Below are 16,951 nucleotides of genomic sequence, written 5' to 3'. Positions count from 1 at the left end.
GTTCCATTGACAGAATGGTCGACCCCAGGGCAGATCATGTCAACCAAGGGAGAGGCGCACGATGAAGGCGGAGTTGGTCTCGGCGACGGACGGCGTGGTGCCACGAACCTTCGCGGTGCTTGAGACCCTGACCCGGTCGCCCGAGCCTATGCGGCTGTCGGCTCTGTCGCTCCGACTGGGGCTGCAGAAGAGCACGGTCCATCGCATCCTCGCCGGGCTCATCAGTCTCGACTATGCCCAGCAAAACGCTGAGACCGGCTGCTATTCCGCCACACTGAAGCTCTGGGAGCTCGGGGCCAATGTGATCACCGAGCACCCCATCAAGCGGGCCGCCTCCGGCTTTCTGCAGGAACTTCAGCGCGTCACCGGCGAGACCGTCAGCCTGATGATCCGGGCCGGAGATGATGTTCTCTATCTCGACAAGATGATCTCTCCGCGCCCCATACGCTTCACCACGCGCATCGGCAGCCGGGTCCCCGCGCCGCTGACGGCCGGTGGCAAGGCGATCCTGGCCCACGCCGGCGACGCCCAGGCCGTGCTGGAGCGCACCGCGGCCAGCCGACGGGACAAGCGCCCCCTCGATGTTCCGGCGGCGATGGTCGAGTTGGAGCAGGTTCGAGAGCGCGGCTACGCCATGGCCAGTTATCAGCCCGGCGTTGTGGGCTTCGCCGCGCCGATCATGACCAAGGGGCTTGAGGCCGCCGCCGCGATCTCGGTCTCCGCGCCCGCCGAACGGGTGGACGAGAAGGCTCGACGGGCGATCATCGAGCATCTGCTTTCCACATGCGCCAGCATGGCGGAACAGGTGGGACGGCTTTGAGCGCTCGCGAGGACGACATCGCGTCCGTGGGACCGGCGCTCAGCGCCTACATCGCCGGCAGTCAGACAGCCGCCATGCCAGAGGACTTCCTCAGCCTCGGGCGGCTGCACATCCTCGACACCCTGGCCTCCATCGTCGCCTGCCGCGACCTGGACCCGGCCCGGCTGGCGCGGAACTTCGCACTCAGCATGTCCGGCGACGCGCGGCGCAACGCGGCCACGATCCTCGGGACCTCCGAGGTCGCTGCGATCGGCGACGCGGCCTTCGCCAGCGCCATGGCCGCCCACGGCGCCGAGATCAACGACTTCATCCCCTCGGCCTTCGTGCAACCGGGACCGGCCGTGGTCAGCGTGGCCCTGGCGCTCGCCGAACAGCGCGGCCTGTCTGGCGAGGCGGTGCTGCGCGCCGTGATCACCGGCTATGAGCTGGCCGGCCGCGTGCCCAAGGCGCTGGGGATCGGCAATCTGCGGCGGGCCGGGATCGCCAATCATGGGGTCGGGCCGGTGTTCGGGGCCGGCGCCGCCGCGGCATCCCTCATTGGCCTGCCGGAAGACCGCATCGCCGACCTGATCACCTATTGCGCTCAGCAGGCGGGCGGGTCCTGGCAGTGGCTGCTGGACGTGGAGCACGTGGAGAAGTCCTTCGTGTTCGCCGGGATGGGCGCCCGGGCCGGTCTCAACGCCGCCCTGATGGTCGAGGCGGGCTTCACCGGCGTCCGCGACAGCCTGGACCACCCCGAGGGCTGGATGCGGTCGAAGATCTTCACCGGCGGCGACGCCGACCGGGCGGGCCTGATCGAGGGGCTGGGGGAACGCACCGAGCTGATCCACACCGCCTACAAGCGCTATCCGGTGGGCGGCCCCACCCAACCGGCGGTGAAGGGCCTGCTGGAGCTGTTGCCGGACCTTCCGGCCTCGGCGGTGGAAAGTGTGCGGATCGAGATGCCGGGACGCTGGCAGGCGTTCCGCGACGCCGCCATGCCGGCCCTGAACCTGCGCTACCTGACGGCCATCATGCTGATCGACCGGCGGCTCGACTTCGTCTCGGCGCAATCGCTGGAGCGGATGGGAGCAGACACCGCCGTCCACGCCCTGATGGCCAAGGTCGATGTCGTCCACGACCCCGCCCAGGAGACGCCGCCGGGACAGCCGCGCACGGAATCGGCCCGCGTCATCGTGCGCCTGACCGATGGGGTGATCCGGGAAGTCTATGTCCCCCATGTCACCGGCTTCCCGTCGCATCCGATGCGCGCGGACGAGGTCGAGGCCAAGGCCTTGGAGCTGATGGCGCCGAGCCTGGGGGCTGAACGGGCGAAGACCGTTATCGAGGCGATCGCCGGTATCGAGGCGCTGCCGCGCGCAGGGGTCCTGGCGCAATTGATCGCAATCTGACGGCCGCGAAGACGGCAAGGCTCACAAGGGGAACACCATGGAATTCATCGGCGAGAAGACTGAAGACGGCGTCACCCGGCGTGAGTTCCGGCTGAACGTGGACGGCGACACCGTACCTGGCGTCATCTGGGCGCCGGAAGGCGCCAAGGGGTCACGCCCCCTGATCCTGCTGGGTCACGGCGGCTCGCAGCACAAGAAGGTCGCCAACCTGACCGCCGCCGCCATCAGCCACGCTCAGACCTTGGGCTATGCGACGCTCGCCATCGACGCGCCGGGCCACGGCGACCGTATCACCCGAGAGCAGGCGCAGAAGGCTCTGGCCGCCGCCGCCGAGGCTGGCCGCAAGGCCCAGCAGGGCGAGCGCCCGCCGACGGCGGCGCGGCCCACCCGCGACGCCGGGGTGGCGGTGAAGCATGTGGCGGAATGGAAGGCGGCGCTGGACGCCGCCCAGGCCCTGGACTTCGTGGGTTCAGGCGGCCGGGTGGGCTATTGGGGCGTGTCCATGGGCACCCGCTTCGGCGTGCCCTTCGTCTCGCAGGAGCCGCGGATCACGGCGGCCATCTTCGGCCTGTTCGGCGCCTTCCCGGGCTTGGAGGACCACAAGGCCGCCGCCGAGGCGATCAAGATTCCGCTGACCTTCGTCTACCAGTGGGAGGACGAACTGATGACCCGCGAGCAAGGCCTGGCCCTCTTCAACGCCTTCGGGTCATCGGAGAAGACCATGCACATCAATCCGGGCCGGCACGTCGAAATCCCCGCCCACGAGCGTGACGGCTGGCTGGCCTTCTGGAAGCGCCACCTCGGGCAGGGCTAGCCCTCGGTTCGCACTCTGGCCACGGCGTCGAGCCAGCGGGCATAGGCCGCTTCGCGGCCGTGCCCGTCCAGCTTCGGGTCGTGGCGCTCGGTGGCGGGCCGCGCGGCGGCTGCCTCCTCGACGGTGGCGTAGACCCCTGCTCCCAGGCCCGCGAACAGGGCCGCGCCCAGCGCCGTGGTCTCCTGATAGGTCGCACGCCCCACCGGCACCCCGGTGAGGTCGGCCAGCCGCTGGCTGAACCAGGATGAGCGCGACATGCCCCCGTCGATGCGGATCTCGACCGCCGCGCCGAAGGCGTTCGGCGCGTCGGCGCGCATAGCCTCCACCAGGTCCCGGGTCTGCAGGGCGCAGGCGTCGAAAGCGGCCTGGGAAATCTCCGCCAGGGTGGTGTCGCGGGTCAGGCCAAACAGCGCTCCGCGCGCATCGGCGTCCCACCATGGCGCGCCCAGGCCGGTGAAGGCCGGGACCATGACCACGCCATGGTCTTCCTTGGCGCTCTGGGCCAGGGCCTCGATGGCCGAGCCGCCCCCAGGGACGTTCAGCCCCTCATTGATCCATTGCAGGGCGGCGCCGGCGATGAAGATCGAGCCCTCCAGGGCGTAGCTTGTCCTTCCGTTGATGCGGGCGGCCACCGTGGTCAGCAGCTTGGCCCGCGACAGGGGCGCGACCTCGCCGGTGTTGACCAGCATGAAGCAGCCGGTGCCGTAGGTGGCCTTCATCTCGCCGGGCCTGATGCACCCCTGCCCCATCAAGGCGGCCTGCTGGTCGCCGGCCACGCCGCGGATGGGGATGGCGCGGCCCAGCAGGGCGGCGTCGGTCTGCCCATAGTCGGCGGCGCAGTCGCGCACGTCGGGCAGCAGGGACGCGGGCACGTCCAGCAGGTCCATCATCTCCTCGGACCAGCGCTGCTTCTTGAGGTCGAACAGCAAGGTGCGCGAGGCGTTGGTGGCGTCGGTGGCGTGCACCTTGCCGCCGGTCAGCTTCCAGATCACCCAGGTGTCCATGGTGCCCACCAGCAGGTCGCCGGCCTGGGCCCTGGCCCGCGCGCCCGGCACATCCCCCAGCAGCCAGGCGATCTTGGTTCCAGAGAAGTAGGGGTCCAGCAGCAGGCCGGTGATCTCGGTGACCCGGGGCTCGTGCCCCGCGCGCCGAAGCTGTTCGCAGGTGGCCGCCGTGCGGCGGTCCTGCCAGACGATGGCCCGGTGGATCGGCTCGCCGGTGACCTTGTCCCAGATCACCACGGTCTCGCGCTGGTTGGTGATGCCGATGGCGGTGATGTCCTCGAGGGGACGGCCGGACTTTTCGATCGCCTCCTTCATCACCGCGACGCTGGTGGCGAAAATCTCATCGGCGTCATGCTCCACCCAGCCGTCGGCGGGATAGAACTGCTCCAGCGGACGCCCGGCCTCGGCCAGGGCCCGACCTTGAGCGTCAAACAGGATGGCTCGTGTGGAGGTGGTTCCCTGGTCCAGGGCCAGGATCAAAGGTTCGGCCATTTCGCCCCCCGGTACTCAACAAGCTGCGCCATTGCGCCACATTCATGGCCGCCACCCGAGCCCCTATGGGGCTCAAACTCTTAGAGTGAAAGCTTGGCAGCCAAAACCTGTTTCCACTTTTGGCCGCCACGCTTTTGTAACCATGTTTTCATACGGTTCTGAGCAGAATCAGCCCCGAGCTATTCCCAGCAAGGAAACGGGTTTGAGCGTAGCCGCCAAGACCGAAGAGATACTAGGTCTCGCCAGGAGCCGCGCCGTCCAGGATCGCGAGCGCCTGCTGCTGGCCATCGTCGACCTGTGCGACGCCGGAGAAGGCGCCGAAGTGGTGATGAGTTCACCGCCGGTCCAGGCCCTGCTTTCCTCCATCTTCATGAGCCTGGTGGTGGAGGCCGAGCGCGACATCCGCAAACGGCTGGCCGAGAAGCTGGCCACCGCCGAATGGGCGCCCGCCGCCCTGATCAACGTGCTGGCCCTGGACGACATCGAGATCGCCCGCCCGATCATCAGTTCCAGCCCGGTGCTGCAGGACCCCGACCTGGTGCGCCTGCTTACCGAGGCCACTATTGAGCACCAGATCGAGGTGGCGCGCCGCCCCAATCTTGGGCCCCCCGTGGTCGCGGCCATCCTGCAGCAGAACGAGCCGGCGGTGCTGACGGCGCTGGCCGGCAACCTCGCCGCCCAGATCGGAAACCCCGAACTGACCGCCCTGGTGCAGGCCTCGCGGCGGATCGTGTCCCTACGCTCGCCCTGCGCCCACCATCCGGGCCTGACCGACGACCTGGCGCGCGAACTCTATGTCTGGGTGGGCCAAGCCCTGCGCCAGGCGCTCACCGCCCGGTTCCGCCTCGACCCCGAGGCCATGGACGCCGCCATCGCCGACTCGGTGCGCGAGGCCCACGGCGGCGTCATCTCCGAGCATCCCGAACAGCCGGAGGTCTGGCAGCGCGAAGGTGAGAAAGAAGAGATGGAGCGTCGGCTGCTGGCCAAGCTCGACATCGCCGGCCAACTTCGCCCAGGCTACCTTCTCAGGGCCCTGCGGGAGAACAAGCTATCGCTGTTCATCGGCGGGCTGGCGACGCTCGGCCGCTTCGATCCCGAGCATGTGCGCCGCTCCGTCGATTCCGATCGTCCCGAACTGCTGGCCCTGGCCTGCGCCGCCGTGGGCATCGACCGCAGCGTCTTCCCCACCATCCTGGCCCTCGTCCGTGAGCTGAATGGTGGCAGGCCCGGCGGCGGCCAGGAGGGCGAACGTCGCGCCGTGGGCGCCTTCGGACCCTTCGCGCCGGACATCGCCAACGCCGCCTTCCGTCAGGCGGCCGGCAGGGTTTGACAAGACCCGCGTTTCTCGCGCACCTCGCGCCATGTTCAAGGCTGAGCCCTTCGTGACCCGCCTCGCCTTCCTGGCCAGCGACCGCCTCGAGGCCCAGGAAGCGCGCGAGGCCCTGATCGCCCGCTATGGCGACGCCACGCTGGACGAAGCCCAGGTCGTCGTGGCCCTGGGCGGGGACGGCTTCATGCTGGAAACCCTGCACGACCAGATGCGCGGCGGCCACAAGCCGATCTACGGCATGAACCGCGGCTCCGTCGGCTTCCTGATGAACGAGTACTGCGAGGACGGCCTTCTGGAGCGGATCAATGTCGCCGAGAAGGCGGTGATCCACCCCCTGACCATGACCGCGGTCGACACCCACGGAAGGCCGCACAAGGCCCTGGCGATCAACGAGGTTTCCCTGCTGCGCCAGACGCGTCAGACCGCCAAGCTTCGCGTCTCCGTCGACGGCAAGGTGCGGTTGAACGAGCTCTCCTGCGACGGCGCCATGGTGGCGACGCCGGCGGGATCGACGGCCTATAACCTCTCGGCCCACGGGCCCATCATTCCCCTGGACGCCAAGGTTCTGGCGCTGACGCCGATCAGCGCCTTCCGCCCCCGGCGCTGGCGCGGCGCCTTGCTTGCCCACACCGCCAGGGTCAGCTTCGACATCCTTGAGGCGGACAAGCGCCCGGTCAGCGCCGTGGCCGACAACCTGGAGGTCCGCGACGTCTTGGAGGTTCACATCGCCGAGGATCGCGAGATCAGCATGTACATGCTGTTCGACGCCGGACGCAGCCTGGAGGAACGCATGCTCGCCGAGCAATTCTCGGTCTGAGTATGGCCCATGAGCCAGGGCGACATGACCATTTGGTCGCACCCCCGCCTCATTCGTTGTTAACGCCTACGATCTAGGTTTCTGTGGACTAAGTTCAGGAGCCGAGTCGTGAGCCAAGAGAATTCCGGTCAGGTGATTCAGGTCCCCAACACGCTTCGTCTGAAGGTCGGGGGCCGGTTCGGCGCCATAGATCCCGGCGCCATCGCCAAGGCCGAAGCCGCGTTGAAGAGCCTGTCGGGCAACTTCGCTCAATGGTTGAACGACGAGGTTATCAAGCTCGAAGCCGCACGCCAGCGCGTGAAGGCTGAGGGCATGACCCCGGAAACCATGGAATTCCTCTACCTTCGCGCCCACGATCTGAAGGGCCTGGGCACCACCTACGAATTCCCGCTGATCACCCGCATTGGCGCCTCGCTGTGCCGGCTGATCGACGACAAGGACAAGCGCATGCAGGCGCCGATCGCCCTGATCGACGCCCACATCGACGCGATCAAGGCGGCCGTCCGCGACGACATCAAGACCGACGATCACCCGGTGGGCAAGATCCTGATCGAAGCCTTGGAATCCAAGGTCCGCGAAACCGGACTCTAAGGACGCTACGTCCCTCTCCCCTTGCGGGAGAAGGAACTCCGTCACATCACATTGGCCAGCGGTTCGGCGACGACGCCGTAACCGGCGTCGACCGGCAGGGTCAGCACGCGGCCCTCGGGGCGATCCTCGATCTTTGGCAGGACGGTGACCAGGGTCCGGCCCTGGGCGCGGGCCACGCAGTCGGCGGCGCTGTTCGCCTCGGCCAGCAGCTGCACGTTCATGCGGGTGGGGAAGATCACCTTGCGCGCGCCGGCGTCGGCCAGGCGCAGCACTTCCCTGGGCTCGATCCATTCTGCGTCGACGGTTTCGCGCCCGTCGCAGGCGGCCAGTTGGTCGGCGGGCGCCAGCGCCGCATAGAACCAGGTGTCGAAGCGCTTGGGGGTCAGCGGCGGAGTGATCCAGCGTGCGAAGATGGTCAGCGCACGCAGATCCAGCTTGGCGTCTAGCGCCTTGACGACATCCAGGAACGCGGTTTCGCCGCGGTCCACCGCCTGGCGCACCTCCAGCGGTGCGATCTGGTCGCCCATCGGCGAGCCGTCGGTGTGGGAGGCCAGCAGAATTCCTGCCTCTTCAAAAACTTCGCGGATGGCGGCGATCCGCAAGCCCCGCTGCTCGGCGTCGAAGTCGGCATGGCCCAGGGTGTGGTCGGCCCAGGCCGGGTCATGGTCGCCGGCGTGTGACTTCCCGCCCGGAAACACCAGGGCGCCCGAGGCGAAGTCGATCTGGTGGTGCCGCTTGACCATCAACACCTCGAAGGCGGGGTCGTCGCGCAACAGCAGGATGGTGGCGGCGGCTTTGATATCCGCGTCGGGGGCGATCTCGGTCATGCCCCAGCTTGAGAGCGCGGCCGCCCTCGCGCAAGCCCGAGGTTAGGCGCTCTCGGAAAGACGAACGGACTTCCGGGACTCGTGGGAGATGCGGTCCATCTTCTCCAGCAGGTATTCGACATCCTCGCGGGCGGCGTTGGCGGGCTGGGTGAGGAAGCGTTGCAGCATGCGCTCCTGGAACCGCTCGCGATCCTTGGCGCCGCCGTCGAATTCCATGGAGTGGAAGGTGTCCACCCCCGCGCGGAAGGCCGGGAACAGACGGGCCGGCAGCCCTGCCCGCTCGTAGATGGCGCGCAGGCCCAGCGGCCCCGCGTCATGAATCATCAGCCAGGTCCGGTGGTGCGGTACGCTGGCCAGCTCGGCGAGGCTCCACTCGAAGAAGGTCATGTGGCCGTGGGCCAACGACCTCAGCAGCAGAGACGCATTCAGCCGCTCGTGCTTGTGCAGGTGGCTGACGAAGCTCTTCACGTCGGGCGCGCGGCCGGCCTGGTCCACCAGGTCAATCGTCGCCCGCTCCTTGGCGCCCATGGCGATCTCAAGCGCGAGGTCGGGCGAGAGCGCATGGTGGTTCAGCAGGTGGTCACGGACCTCCTCACTGACCAGGTCGATCAGCTTCTCGGTCACCGCCAGGGGCAGGGCGGCGCGATAGGCGACAGCGGCCAGGACACGCTCGGACTTCTCGAAGCGTTCGATCACCTTGGCCAGCGCCCGATCGGCGAAGTCGGCGTTGTCGTTGGCGCAGGCGGCTTCCACCGCGCGCTCGACGCCATACTCAACGATAGCGTTGGTGACGGTCTGGGAAACCCGGGGACGTTTCGCGATCACCACCTGGCGCACGGGACCACCCAGGCGGACGATCTCGGCCAGATCCTCATCGGTAAACACCGGCGACGCCGACAGGATCGGCAGGGAAATGCTCTCGACGTCCTTGGCCAGGCGCAGGGCGACGTCGCGCGGAACAATGGTGGAATTCTTCAAGGTGACGGCCAACGCCCGGCGGACCAATTCACCGGCGTCAGCAGCCATGACCCGCAGGATTTCCTGGGCCTGAATCCGTTCCTCGTCCGTCAGTTCGTAACGGTCGATGTTCCGGCACAGCTTGTGGGCCGCCACGGCCCGCTCGTCCGGAGTCGCGCCCTTGACCAGAGTGCGAATGTCTTCGTCCGTCAGCGCCGCCCGCGTGGTCGCCATACCTGCACCTGTCCCCGCCCCGGAATCATCGGAGTCCGTCCCCCGTTATAATGACTGGTTAGGCTTAATGATCGGTTGCCTGGCGCCGATCACCGGAAGCTGTGGATTAACGCTACGCGGTAACCTCGCGCCAACCCTGAACCACTACCTTACGTGGCGATATCTTCCCGAGGCGCCCCATGGCCACGACCACAGATGATCGGACGGCCGAACCCCTGCGGGGCGGCCAATCGGCGACACAGCAGGCTTTGGAGGCCCAGACGGCTCTCCTGCCTTATGCGCTGGCGGTCTTCGCCGTCAGCCTGCCGGCCTACGTCTGGGCCGGCAGCCACGCGGTGAACGCCGCCTGGATGACCGGAACCTTTGCGATTTTCGCCGCCGCCTGGGGCGCTTTCTATGGCGTGGTCAACTGGCTTAAGGACCCCGAGGCCGCCAACAACACGGTGAAGCGCGGCCGTGTGCAGATTCTGTCGGCCCTGATCTGGGCGCTGGCGGTGGCTCAGATCGCCGCTTTCTCCAACGGCGCCGGCGCCGCCCGCGAGCCGCTGTTGATGACGGCCCTGGCTGCGTCTGTCGTGATCATCTTCTTCGCCTCCCCCTGGCTTCCCAGCCTGCTGATCGTGGGGCCCGCCGCCGCCGCGGGTCCGCTGATCGCTCTGTTTTCCCGCCCTGAGGATCATGCATTGGCCAACAACGCCTGGGGCGCCATCGCGCTGGCCATGGCGCTGGCCTTGATCCTCAACCGCATCCTGCGCCGGCAGTTCTCCATGGCTGCGGAGCGCGAGATCCTGATCGCCGACCGGGCGGGCAAGGTCGAGGAGGCGCGCCGCCTGGCCCAATCGAAGTCCGACCTGGTGGCGACCCTCAGCCACGAGATCCGCAATGGCCTGACCGGGGTGGCCCACGTGCTGGCCGCCGCCGCTGGGCGAAACGGCCGCGGCGCGCCGTCCCGCGAGCAGCTTACCGCCGCCCTGGACGCCGCCAATGACCTGATCGCGGTGCTGAACACCACCCTCGATTCCGAGACCGCCGAGGCCGGCCGCCTGTCGGTGGACACCAAGCCCTTCGATCCCGTCGCCCTGCTGCGCGACCTGGTGCTGCTGAACCGCCCCAACGCCTCGGCGAAAGGTCTGGAGCTGACCCTGCACGTGCCGGCTGAACTTGAGATCGGCCACACCGGCGCCGCCCTGGCGGACGCCCATCGGGCCCGCCAGATCATCGCCAACCTGATCGGCAACGCTGTGAAGTTCTCAGTCCGTGGCCGGGTTGAGGCCCGCGTCGAGATCACGGCCACCGGACGCCTGGCGGTCGAGATCGCCGATACCGGCCCGGGTCTGACCGCCGACGAACTGGATCGCGCCTTTGAACCCTTCGCCCGCGTGGAGCGGACCAGCGCCGGCACCTCGGGCGCGGGGCTGGGCCTGTCGCTGGCCCGCCAGCTGGCCCGCCTGATGGGGGGCGACCTGACCGCCCATAGCGCCGTGGGCGTCGGCTCCTGCTTCCGCCTTGAACTGCCCTATGACGCGCAGGCCGTGGCCGAGCGCGTTCTCGAGGCCGTGGAAGCCGCGCCTCCTGAGCCCGCTGAGCGCCGCACCCTGAAGGTGCTGATCGCCGAGGACGACGCGCTCAACGCCGCCATGCTGCGCGCGGTGATCGAGCAGCTGGGCCACCAGGTGGTTCACGCCGTCGACGGCCGCCGCGCCTTCGAGCTGGCCAAGATCTGTGAATTCGACCTGGTGATGATCGACGGGCGTATGCCCAACATGGACGGCCCCGAGACCATCGCGGCGCTGCGCGGCCTGGAGGGCGCCGCCGCTGGCGTTCCCATCGTCGCGGTGATCGGCGGTGACGCAGAGGAAGCCAAGGAATGCACCGAGGCCGGCGCCGATGCGGTGCTGCGCAAGCCGGTCAGCGTGGCGGCCGTGGCCCGCGCCGTGGCCGACGCCGTCGCCGTGACCCGTAAGGACACCCCTGCGCGCCTCACCGCTTGAGCCATGAACAGCGAACCGATCCGATGACATCGGATCGGTTCGATTCTTGTTTGGTCGCGCAATTTTCCTACGAACCGGCATCCACTTCGTTGGATTGCGCTCCGCGCCCGGTATGATCCCCAAAACAGGTGGGGAAGACGCGTGCTGCTCAAGGGTCTGAAGGTCGTCGAATTCGCCTCCTATATCGCCGCGCCCGGCGCGGCGGGCATCCTGGCCGACTGGGGCGCGGAGGTGATCAAGGTGGAACGGCCGCAGGGCGATCCGATGCGGCACGTCTTCGCCGACGCCAAGAGCGAGCTGACCGGCAATCCCACCTTCGGCATGGACAACCGCGGCAAGCGCGCCGTGGTGCTGGACATCGCCAAGCCGCAGGGCCGCGACGCCCTGGCCCGCCTGGCCGCCGAGGCTGACGTCTTCCTGACCAATGTCCGACCCGCCTCGCTGAAGAAGTACAGGCTGGACGAACAGACCCTGCGGGCCGCCAATCCCCGGCTGATCTACGCCGTGGTCACCGGCTATGGGCTGGAAGGCCCCGACGCCCACCTGCCCGGCTTCGACGTCACCGCCTTCTGGTCGCGGGCCGGGGTCGCCCGCATGCACGCCCCAAAGGGCTCCGACCCCTTCATCCTGCGCACCGGGGTCGGCGACCACACCACCTCGCTCGCCACCACCTCGGCGATCCTGGCGGCCCTCTACGAGCGGGAGAAGACCGGCGAGGGCCGGTTGGTGGCCACATCGCTGCTGGCGACGGGGACCTATGTGGTGGGCTCGGACCTGGCGGTGCAACTGGTGTTCGGCAAGCTGGCCTCCAACCGCGCCCGCACCGACCCCTTCGATCCCCTGGCCAACTTCTACAAGAGCCGCGACGAGCGTTGGTTCGTGCTGAACCCGCGTGGCGGCGGCGGCGATTGGCCGGCCCTGGCCAAGGCCTGCGGGCGCCCCGAACTGCTGGAGGACGAGCGCTTCAAGGGCGGCAAGGCGCGCAAGGCCAACAACCGCGACCTGGTGTCAGAACTCGAGGCGGCCTTCGGGGCTTTCGATTTCGAGGAGATCGCCCGGCGGCTGGACGAGGCCGACCTGGTCTGGGCGCCCGTCCAGACCCCCGCCGAAGTCGCCGCCGATCCGCAGGTGGAGGCCGCCGGCGCGCTAATCGCAGTGGAGGACGGCCACGGCGGAACCTATCGCTCGCCCAACTCTCCCGCCCAATTCCCCGGCGTGGCCACGATGCAGCGGCCGGCGGCTCCGGGCCTCGGAGAGCATACCCGCGTGGTGCTGGGTGAGATCGGCTATTCCGAGGCCGAGATCGACTCGATGATGGAAAGCGGCGCTGCGGCCTGAAGATGGTCGCCGACTGGAGGACAGGCGCATGACGCCAAGTGAGGTGCTGAAGAAGCTCGAGGCCCTGGGCAATGACAGGGTGCGCACGCTCAACATCCGCAGCGGCGCCGACGAGAACCAGTACGGCGTCAAACTCGGCGACATCCGCGTCCTCGCCAAGGCCATCAAGACCGACCATCACCTGGCCCTGGAACTATGGGAAACCGGCAACCTCGACGCCCGACTGCTGGCGATTCTGCTGATGAAGCCCAAGCTGCTGTCGGCGGACGCGCTTGACCGCCTCGTCCGCTCCAACGCCGTGCCGCAAGTATCGGACTGGCTCAACGCCTACATCGTCAAGGCGCACCCGGAGAAGGAGGCGCTGCGCCGCCGCTGGATGGACAGCGACCATCCCATGGCGGCGCGGGCAGGCTGGAGCCTCACGGCCGAGCGGATCTCCAAGGCCTCCGACGGGCTCGACATGCCAGCGCTGCTGGATCGGATCGAGGTCGAGCTGCCGGTCGCCGGCCCCCTACCCCAGTGGACCATGAACAACACTCTTGCGGCCATCGGCATCCATCACGCCGACTATCGCGATCGCGCCCTGGCGATCGGCGAGGCGCTGGGGGTCTATCGCGACTATCCGACCTCGCCAGGATGCACATCGCCCTTCGCGCCGATCTGGATCAACGAGATCGTCAAACGGCAAAATGCAAAGACCAAATAGGCGAGAAGTCCTTCCTCAGGAGGTCTTTAGCTCTTGCCGTCGCGGGCGTCCGACAGCACTCGCAGCATTTCGCTTGAGAAGATGGAACCGGTCAGGCGCGAGCTTGAGCCGTCGCGGTCGGGACTCTGGCTGCCGCGCAGGATCAGGTCCACCAGGGCGTCCTGCTCCTTCAGACGCTCGGTTCGGCGGGCCGAGGCGTACTCGATGAAGCCGTCGTCGGCGGGGGCGGGCCGGCCGGAGGTCGCCGCGCCGACGCCGCCAGTCCGGGTAAGGTTGGCATAGACCTCTGCCACCGTGGCCGGCCGACCCTCGCGGTAGAAGATGGAGCGGTTGGCTTGGGCCGCCTCTGGGAACAGGCTGGCGGCCGATGCGCCGGGGCGGCTGTTGGCGGCCTCGATTAGCCGAGCCGACCCCTGCGGGCCCAGGAAGTGGGCGGCGTAGAGTTCACCCGCCGTAGGGGTGCGCCCCGTCCGGCCCTTCAGATACGAGGCGTGGTCGGAGGCTAGCTCGCCGGCCATCAGGGACGAGGCATGGGCGTCCAGCCGCAGGTCCATCACCGCCTTGCGCGCCTCGGCCCCGCTGACCGAATAGCGGCCGTCGGAACCCTTGCGGATCAGGTCAGCGTAGCGGGCATAGCCGTACTTGGAACCGTGCTGCTTGAGGGTGGAGAGCCATGTCTGTTCAACGAACTGAAACAGGCCGGCGGCCGACGATGACGACGCCTTGGCGCTGGGATTGTATCCGCTCTCGCGGTTGGCGGTCTTCATGAGGAACGTGAAGTCCACGCCCGTCGCATTGGACGCACGTTGGATGGCGGCTTCGACCGCGCCCCTCAGACCCTGGATCGCCATGGATCCTGGTTTGAACCGACATGGTTAACGTCGCGCTAACCATAGCGCGACCGACCCGCGCAGTCAGGCGGTGGCGGCCTTTGGGTCGCTGTCAGCGGCCTGGTTCAGGCAATCCTCGAGAATCGCCAACAGCCGCGGCAATTCGATGGGCTTGGCGATGAAGTCATCCATGCCGGCGGCGAAATAGGCGTCGGTCTCGTGGCTCAGCACGCTGGCGGTCACGGCGATCATCGGGGTGCGCGCCCGGCCGCCGGTCTGCTCCCGCGTACGGATTTCCCGGGTGGCCTCCAGGCCGTCCATGCCCGGCATGTGGATGTCCATCAGGATGGCCGACCAGGCGCCGGCGTCCCAGGCTTCGATGGCCGCGGTCCCGCTATCGACGGTCACGGTATCTATTCCGAACTGCTCCAGCAGGGTGCGGATCACGAGACGGTTGGTGGGATTGTCATCGACCACCAGCACCCGCAGGGCATCGTCAAAGCTGGGCTCGGCGTCGGGCTTATCGAGCGTCGTTGGGGTTTCCGCACGGGCCAGGTGGACGGTGAAGCTGAAGCAGGAGCCCTCCCCCAACTCGCTGGTGAAGTCGATCTCCCCGCCCATCAGGGCGAGAATCTCGCGGCAGATGGAGAGGCCCAGCCCCGTGCCCCCGAACCGACGCGTGGTGGAGGCGTCGGCCTGGACGAACTTCTCGAACAACTGCGGCGCGCGCTCGGGCGCGATCCCCGTGCCGGTGTCGGTGACGCTGACCTTCAGGAAGTCGCCGTCGGCATCGATCAGGGCGGTGACCGCGCCGGCCTCGGTGAACTTCAACGCATTGGCCAGCAGGTTGGAGATCACCTGTCGCAGCCGCACCTCGTCGCCGCGCCGCCACCCCTTGGCGTCCGGCGTGATCTCAAGGCTGAACGCCAGGCCGCGCTCCCGGGCCAGGCCCCCATAGAGGGCGGCGAGGTCCTCGGCGAAGCCCGTCATGTTGAACACCGACGGCGACAGCTCCAGCCGACCGGCCTCGATCTTCGAGATGTCGAGGACGTCGTTGATGATCCCCAGCAGGGCGCGGCCGGAGTCCTGGATGGTCACCAGGCGGGCCCGTTGCGGTTTGGACAAGGGATCGGCGGTCATCGCCTGGGCCATGCCCAGCACCCCGTTCAGGGGCGTGCGCAGCTCGTGGCTCATGGTGGCCAGGAACTCGGTCTTGCTGCGGTTGGCGGTGTCGGCGATCCGGGCCAGGTCCTGGGCCTGGATACGCAGGGCCTGATTGGTGGCCAGCTCCTGCTCGATCTGGCGGTTCAGGGCCTCGGCGGCCAGACGCGCGCGCAGTTCGCGCATGACCACGCCCCGGGTCATTGTCGAAAGGCCGATGGCGCCGAAGGCCCCGGCCAGACCAACAAAAGCGTACTGACCGGCGGCGCCCGGACCGGCTTGCCCCGCGAACATCACCAGCGCCGTCAGCGCCAGGACGACAGACGGCGCAAGAATGCGGACGCTAGGCCCCACGGTGGCGAAACCCAGGGCCATGATGACAAAATAGACCAGCTTCGGCGCTTCAAAGTGGATGGCCAGATAGGCCACCACATTGGCCAGCATCAGCGCATTGGTGGCCAGCGCCCCCAACTCCAGGGTCAGGTGCGATGGGCCGGGATTGCGGAGCAGGCGATGCACGCCAAGGCAGACCACCGCCGAGACCGCCGACAGGCCCATCAGGATCGCGAGCGACGACCCCGTCTCGTAGAACGGATGGCTGGCGGTGATGATCACATAGTAGATCCCCACCGCGATCATATAGCCGCGAACCACCGGTCGATAGACGGCCGCCAACTCCTGCGATGGCAGCGGCTCGACGGCTCTTGAGAACATCTGTGATTCGCGTCCTAGATTTCAGAAGACCTTAAGTCCAAGGCGTTGCGGCGTCATTAATGCTTTGCGGGCCCCATTTTGGTTACCAGCGAATACTTGCGACGAAGCGTCGCACTTGCTTGGTTGTGAGAGCCCGACCTGACCTTCAAGAAGACACGGTTTAGCTTCCCCAAGGTCAAGCCTCCGCCACGATCGGCGCGCGACCCTGTTGTTGGTGACGATAACAAAAGGGAGGTCGCCATGGTCGTCCAACAAACGTTCCCCGCAGGCCGCGCGGGCAGTCCCAAGGCCCGCCGCGCCATGACTGCGGCGATCGGAGTCTCCATCGCGGCCCATATGGCCCTGGTGGGCTATCTCGCCGTCCAGCGGTTCCAGGCGCCGCCGTCCGAACTCGCACCTGTCGAAGACCCCGGCTTCGTCGTGCAACTGTACAAGCCAGACCCGAAGCCCACCCCCGAGACCAAACCGGAACTGCACCTGCGCGACACACCGATCGCGATCAACAAGCCGGACCTGAGCATAGCCGCGCCGCCGACACCGACCCCCGACAGGGTCGTCGGGGGCCCGCCGCCCACCACAATCGCCCAAACCGCGACGCCAAAGCTGATCGAGGTCCCGCAGGCCCCGCCTGTGATCAGCTCCCCCAATTGGCTGAGAAAGCCCGGCGCCCGCGAGTTCGCGCGGTTCTATCCCGACGGCGCCATGCGTCGGAACCTCGAGGGCGGCGCGACGCTGGCCTGCCTCGTGGGGGGTGATGGCGCGGTCAGCGCCTGCCAGGTGGTGGCCGAAAGCCCCGACAATGCCGGCTTCGGCCAGGCGGCGCTCAAGCTCGCGCCCTATTTCCGCATGAGCCCCCAGACCCGTGATGGCCAACCGGTGGACGGCGCCATCGTGCGCATACCGATCCGGTTCAACCTGGGGAACTAGCCGCTCG

General features: G+C 67.9%; 15 protein-coding genes. 10 read left to right on the top strand and 5 right to left on the bottom strand.

Features of this window, described 5'->3' with window-relative positions; translation table 11 throughout:
* Window positions 1-61 precede the first annotated feature (61 nt).
* The 3 genes from AAC997_RS14815 to AAC997_RS14805 are packed head-to-tail and all read left to right on the top strand — an operon-like array spanning window position 62 to window position 3,025.
* Complete coding sequence (locus AAC997_RS14815; protein WP_340646471.1) at window positions 62-820, top strand: IclR family transcriptional regulator; 759 nt, start codon at window positions 62-64, stop codon at window positions 818-820.
* Window positions 817-2,211, top strand: coding sequence for an MmgE/PrpD family protein (locus tag AAC997_RS14810; protein WP_340646470.1), 1,395 nt, complete (start codon window positions 817-819; stop codon window positions 2,209-2,211). The genes AAC997_RS14815 and AAC997_RS14810 overlap by 4 nt, the downstream gene beginning before the upstream one ends.
* 37 nt (window positions 2,212-2,248) lie before the next feature.
* The gene (locus tag AAC997_RS14805) at window positions 2,249-3,025 is read left to right on the top strand and encodes a hypothetical protein (RefSeq protein ID WP_340646469.1); all 777 of its coding nucleotides are present in this window, start codon (window positions 2,249-2,251) and stop codon (window positions 3,023-3,025) included.
* Here AAC997_RS14805 and glpK read toward each other — a convergent pair.
* Window positions 3,022-4,521 carry a glycerol kinase GlpK gene (gene glpK, locus AAC997_RS14800; protein WP_340646468.1) on the bottom strand — a complete coding sequence of 500 codons (1,500 nt, stop codon included), beginning with the start codon at window positions 4,519-4,521 and terminating at the stop codon, window positions 3,022-3,024. The two genes, AAC997_RS14805 and glpK, sit on opposite strands and share 4 nt — an antisense overlap.
* 202 nt (window positions 4,522-4,723) lie before the next feature.
* On the opposite strand from glpK, the gene AAC997_RS14795 reads away from it, so the two are divergent.
* From AAC997_RS14795 to AAC997_RS14785, 3 genes are all read left to right on the top strand, one after another.
* Window positions 4,724-5,851, top strand: coding sequence for a DUF2336 domain-containing protein (locus tag AAC997_RS14795; RefSeq protein ID WP_340646467.1), 1,128 nt, complete (start codon window positions 4,724-4,726; stop codon window positions 5,849-5,851).
* A gap of 31 nt (window positions 5,852-5,882) precedes the next feature.
* Window positions 5,883-6,668, top strand: coding sequence for an NAD kinase (locus AAC997_RS14790; protein ID WP_340646466.1), 786 nt, complete (start codon window positions 5,883-5,885; stop codon window positions 6,666-6,668).
* Between the two features lie 108 nt (window positions 6,669-6,776).
* Window positions 6,777-7,259 (top strand): Hpt domain-containing protein, encoded by a 483-nt coding sequence (locus tag AAC997_RS14785; protein WP_340646465.1) that lies wholly within the window; start codon window positions 6,777-6,779, stop codon window positions 7,257-7,259.
* A 41-nt stretch (window positions 7,260-7,300) separates the two neighbouring features.
* Here the strand turns inward: AAC997_RS14785 and AAC997_RS14780 are convergent, their stop codons facing one another.
* On the bottom strand, window positions 7,301-8,086 hold the full coding sequence (locus AAC997_RS14780; RefSeq protein WP_340646464.1) for an NUDIX hydrolase: 786 nt from the start codon (window positions 8,084-8,086) through the stop codon (window positions 7,301-7,303).
* Between the two features lie 42 nt (window positions 8,087-8,128).
* The gene (gene spbR, locus AAC997_RS14775; protein WP_340646463.1) at window positions 8,129-9,277 is read right to left on the bottom strand and encodes a pole-localized protein SpbR; all 1,149 of its coding nucleotides are present in this window, start codon (window positions 9,275-9,277) and stop codon (window positions 8,129-8,131) included.
* Between the two features lie 179 nt (window positions 9,278-9,456).
* Between spbR and AAC997_RS14770 the strand changes: the two genes are divergently transcribed.
* The 3 genes from AAC997_RS14770 to AAC997_RS14760 all read left to right on the top strand — a co-directional run bounded on the left by AAC997_RS14770 (window position 9,457) and on the right by AAC997_RS14760 (window position 13,312).
* Window positions 9,457-11,268 (top strand): ATP-binding protein, encoded by a 1,812-nt coding sequence (locus AAC997_RS14770; RefSeq protein WP_340646462.1) that lies wholly within the window; start codon window positions 9,457-9,459, stop codon window positions 11,266-11,268.
* 141 nt (window positions 11,269-11,409) lie between these two features.
* A complete protein-coding gene (locus AAC997_RS14765; protein ID WP_340646461.1) occupies window positions 11,410-12,606 on the top strand; it encodes a CoA transferase in 1,197 nt (398 codons plus the stop codon).
* A gap of 28 nt (window positions 12,607-12,634) precedes the next feature.
* Window positions 12,635-13,312, top strand: coding sequence for a DNA alkylation repair protein (locus AAC997_RS14760; RefSeq protein WP_340646460.1), 678 nt, complete (start codon window positions 12,635-12,637; stop codon window positions 13,310-13,312).
* A 26-nt stretch (window positions 13,313-13,338) separates the two neighbouring features.
* On the opposite strand, the gene AAC997_RS14755 is transcribed toward AAC997_RS14760, so the two are convergent.
* Together AAC997_RS14755 and AAC997_RS14750 are read right to left on the bottom strand one after the other, a co-directional pair.
* Window positions 13,339-14,163, bottom strand: coding sequence for a transglycosylase SLT domain-containing protein (locus tag AAC997_RS14755; RefSeq protein WP_340646459.1), 825 nt, complete (start codon window positions 14,161-14,163; stop codon window positions 13,339-13,341).
* 63 nt (window positions 14,164-14,226) lie between these two features.
* Window positions 14,227-16,017, bottom strand: coding sequence for an ATP-binding protein (locus AAC997_RS14750; protein WP_340646458.1), 1,791 nt, complete (start codon window positions 16,015-16,017; stop codon window positions 14,227-14,229).
* 240 nt (window positions 16,018-16,257) lie between these two features.
* On the opposite strand from AAC997_RS14750, the gene AAC997_RS14745 reads away from it, so the two are divergent.
* A complete protein-coding gene (locus AAC997_RS14745; RefSeq protein ID WP_340646457.1) occupies window positions 16,258-16,944 on the top strand; it encodes a TonB family protein in 687 nt (228 codons plus the stop codon).
* Window positions 16,945-16,951: the final 7 nt, after the last annotated feature.

The organism is Phenylobacterium sp., from assembly GCF_037968635.1.
Classification (GTDB): Bacteria; Pseudomonadota; Alphaproteobacteria; order Caulobacterales; family Caulobacteraceae; genus Phenylobacterium.
This window is presented reverse-complemented; position numbering and strand designations above follow the sequence as displayed.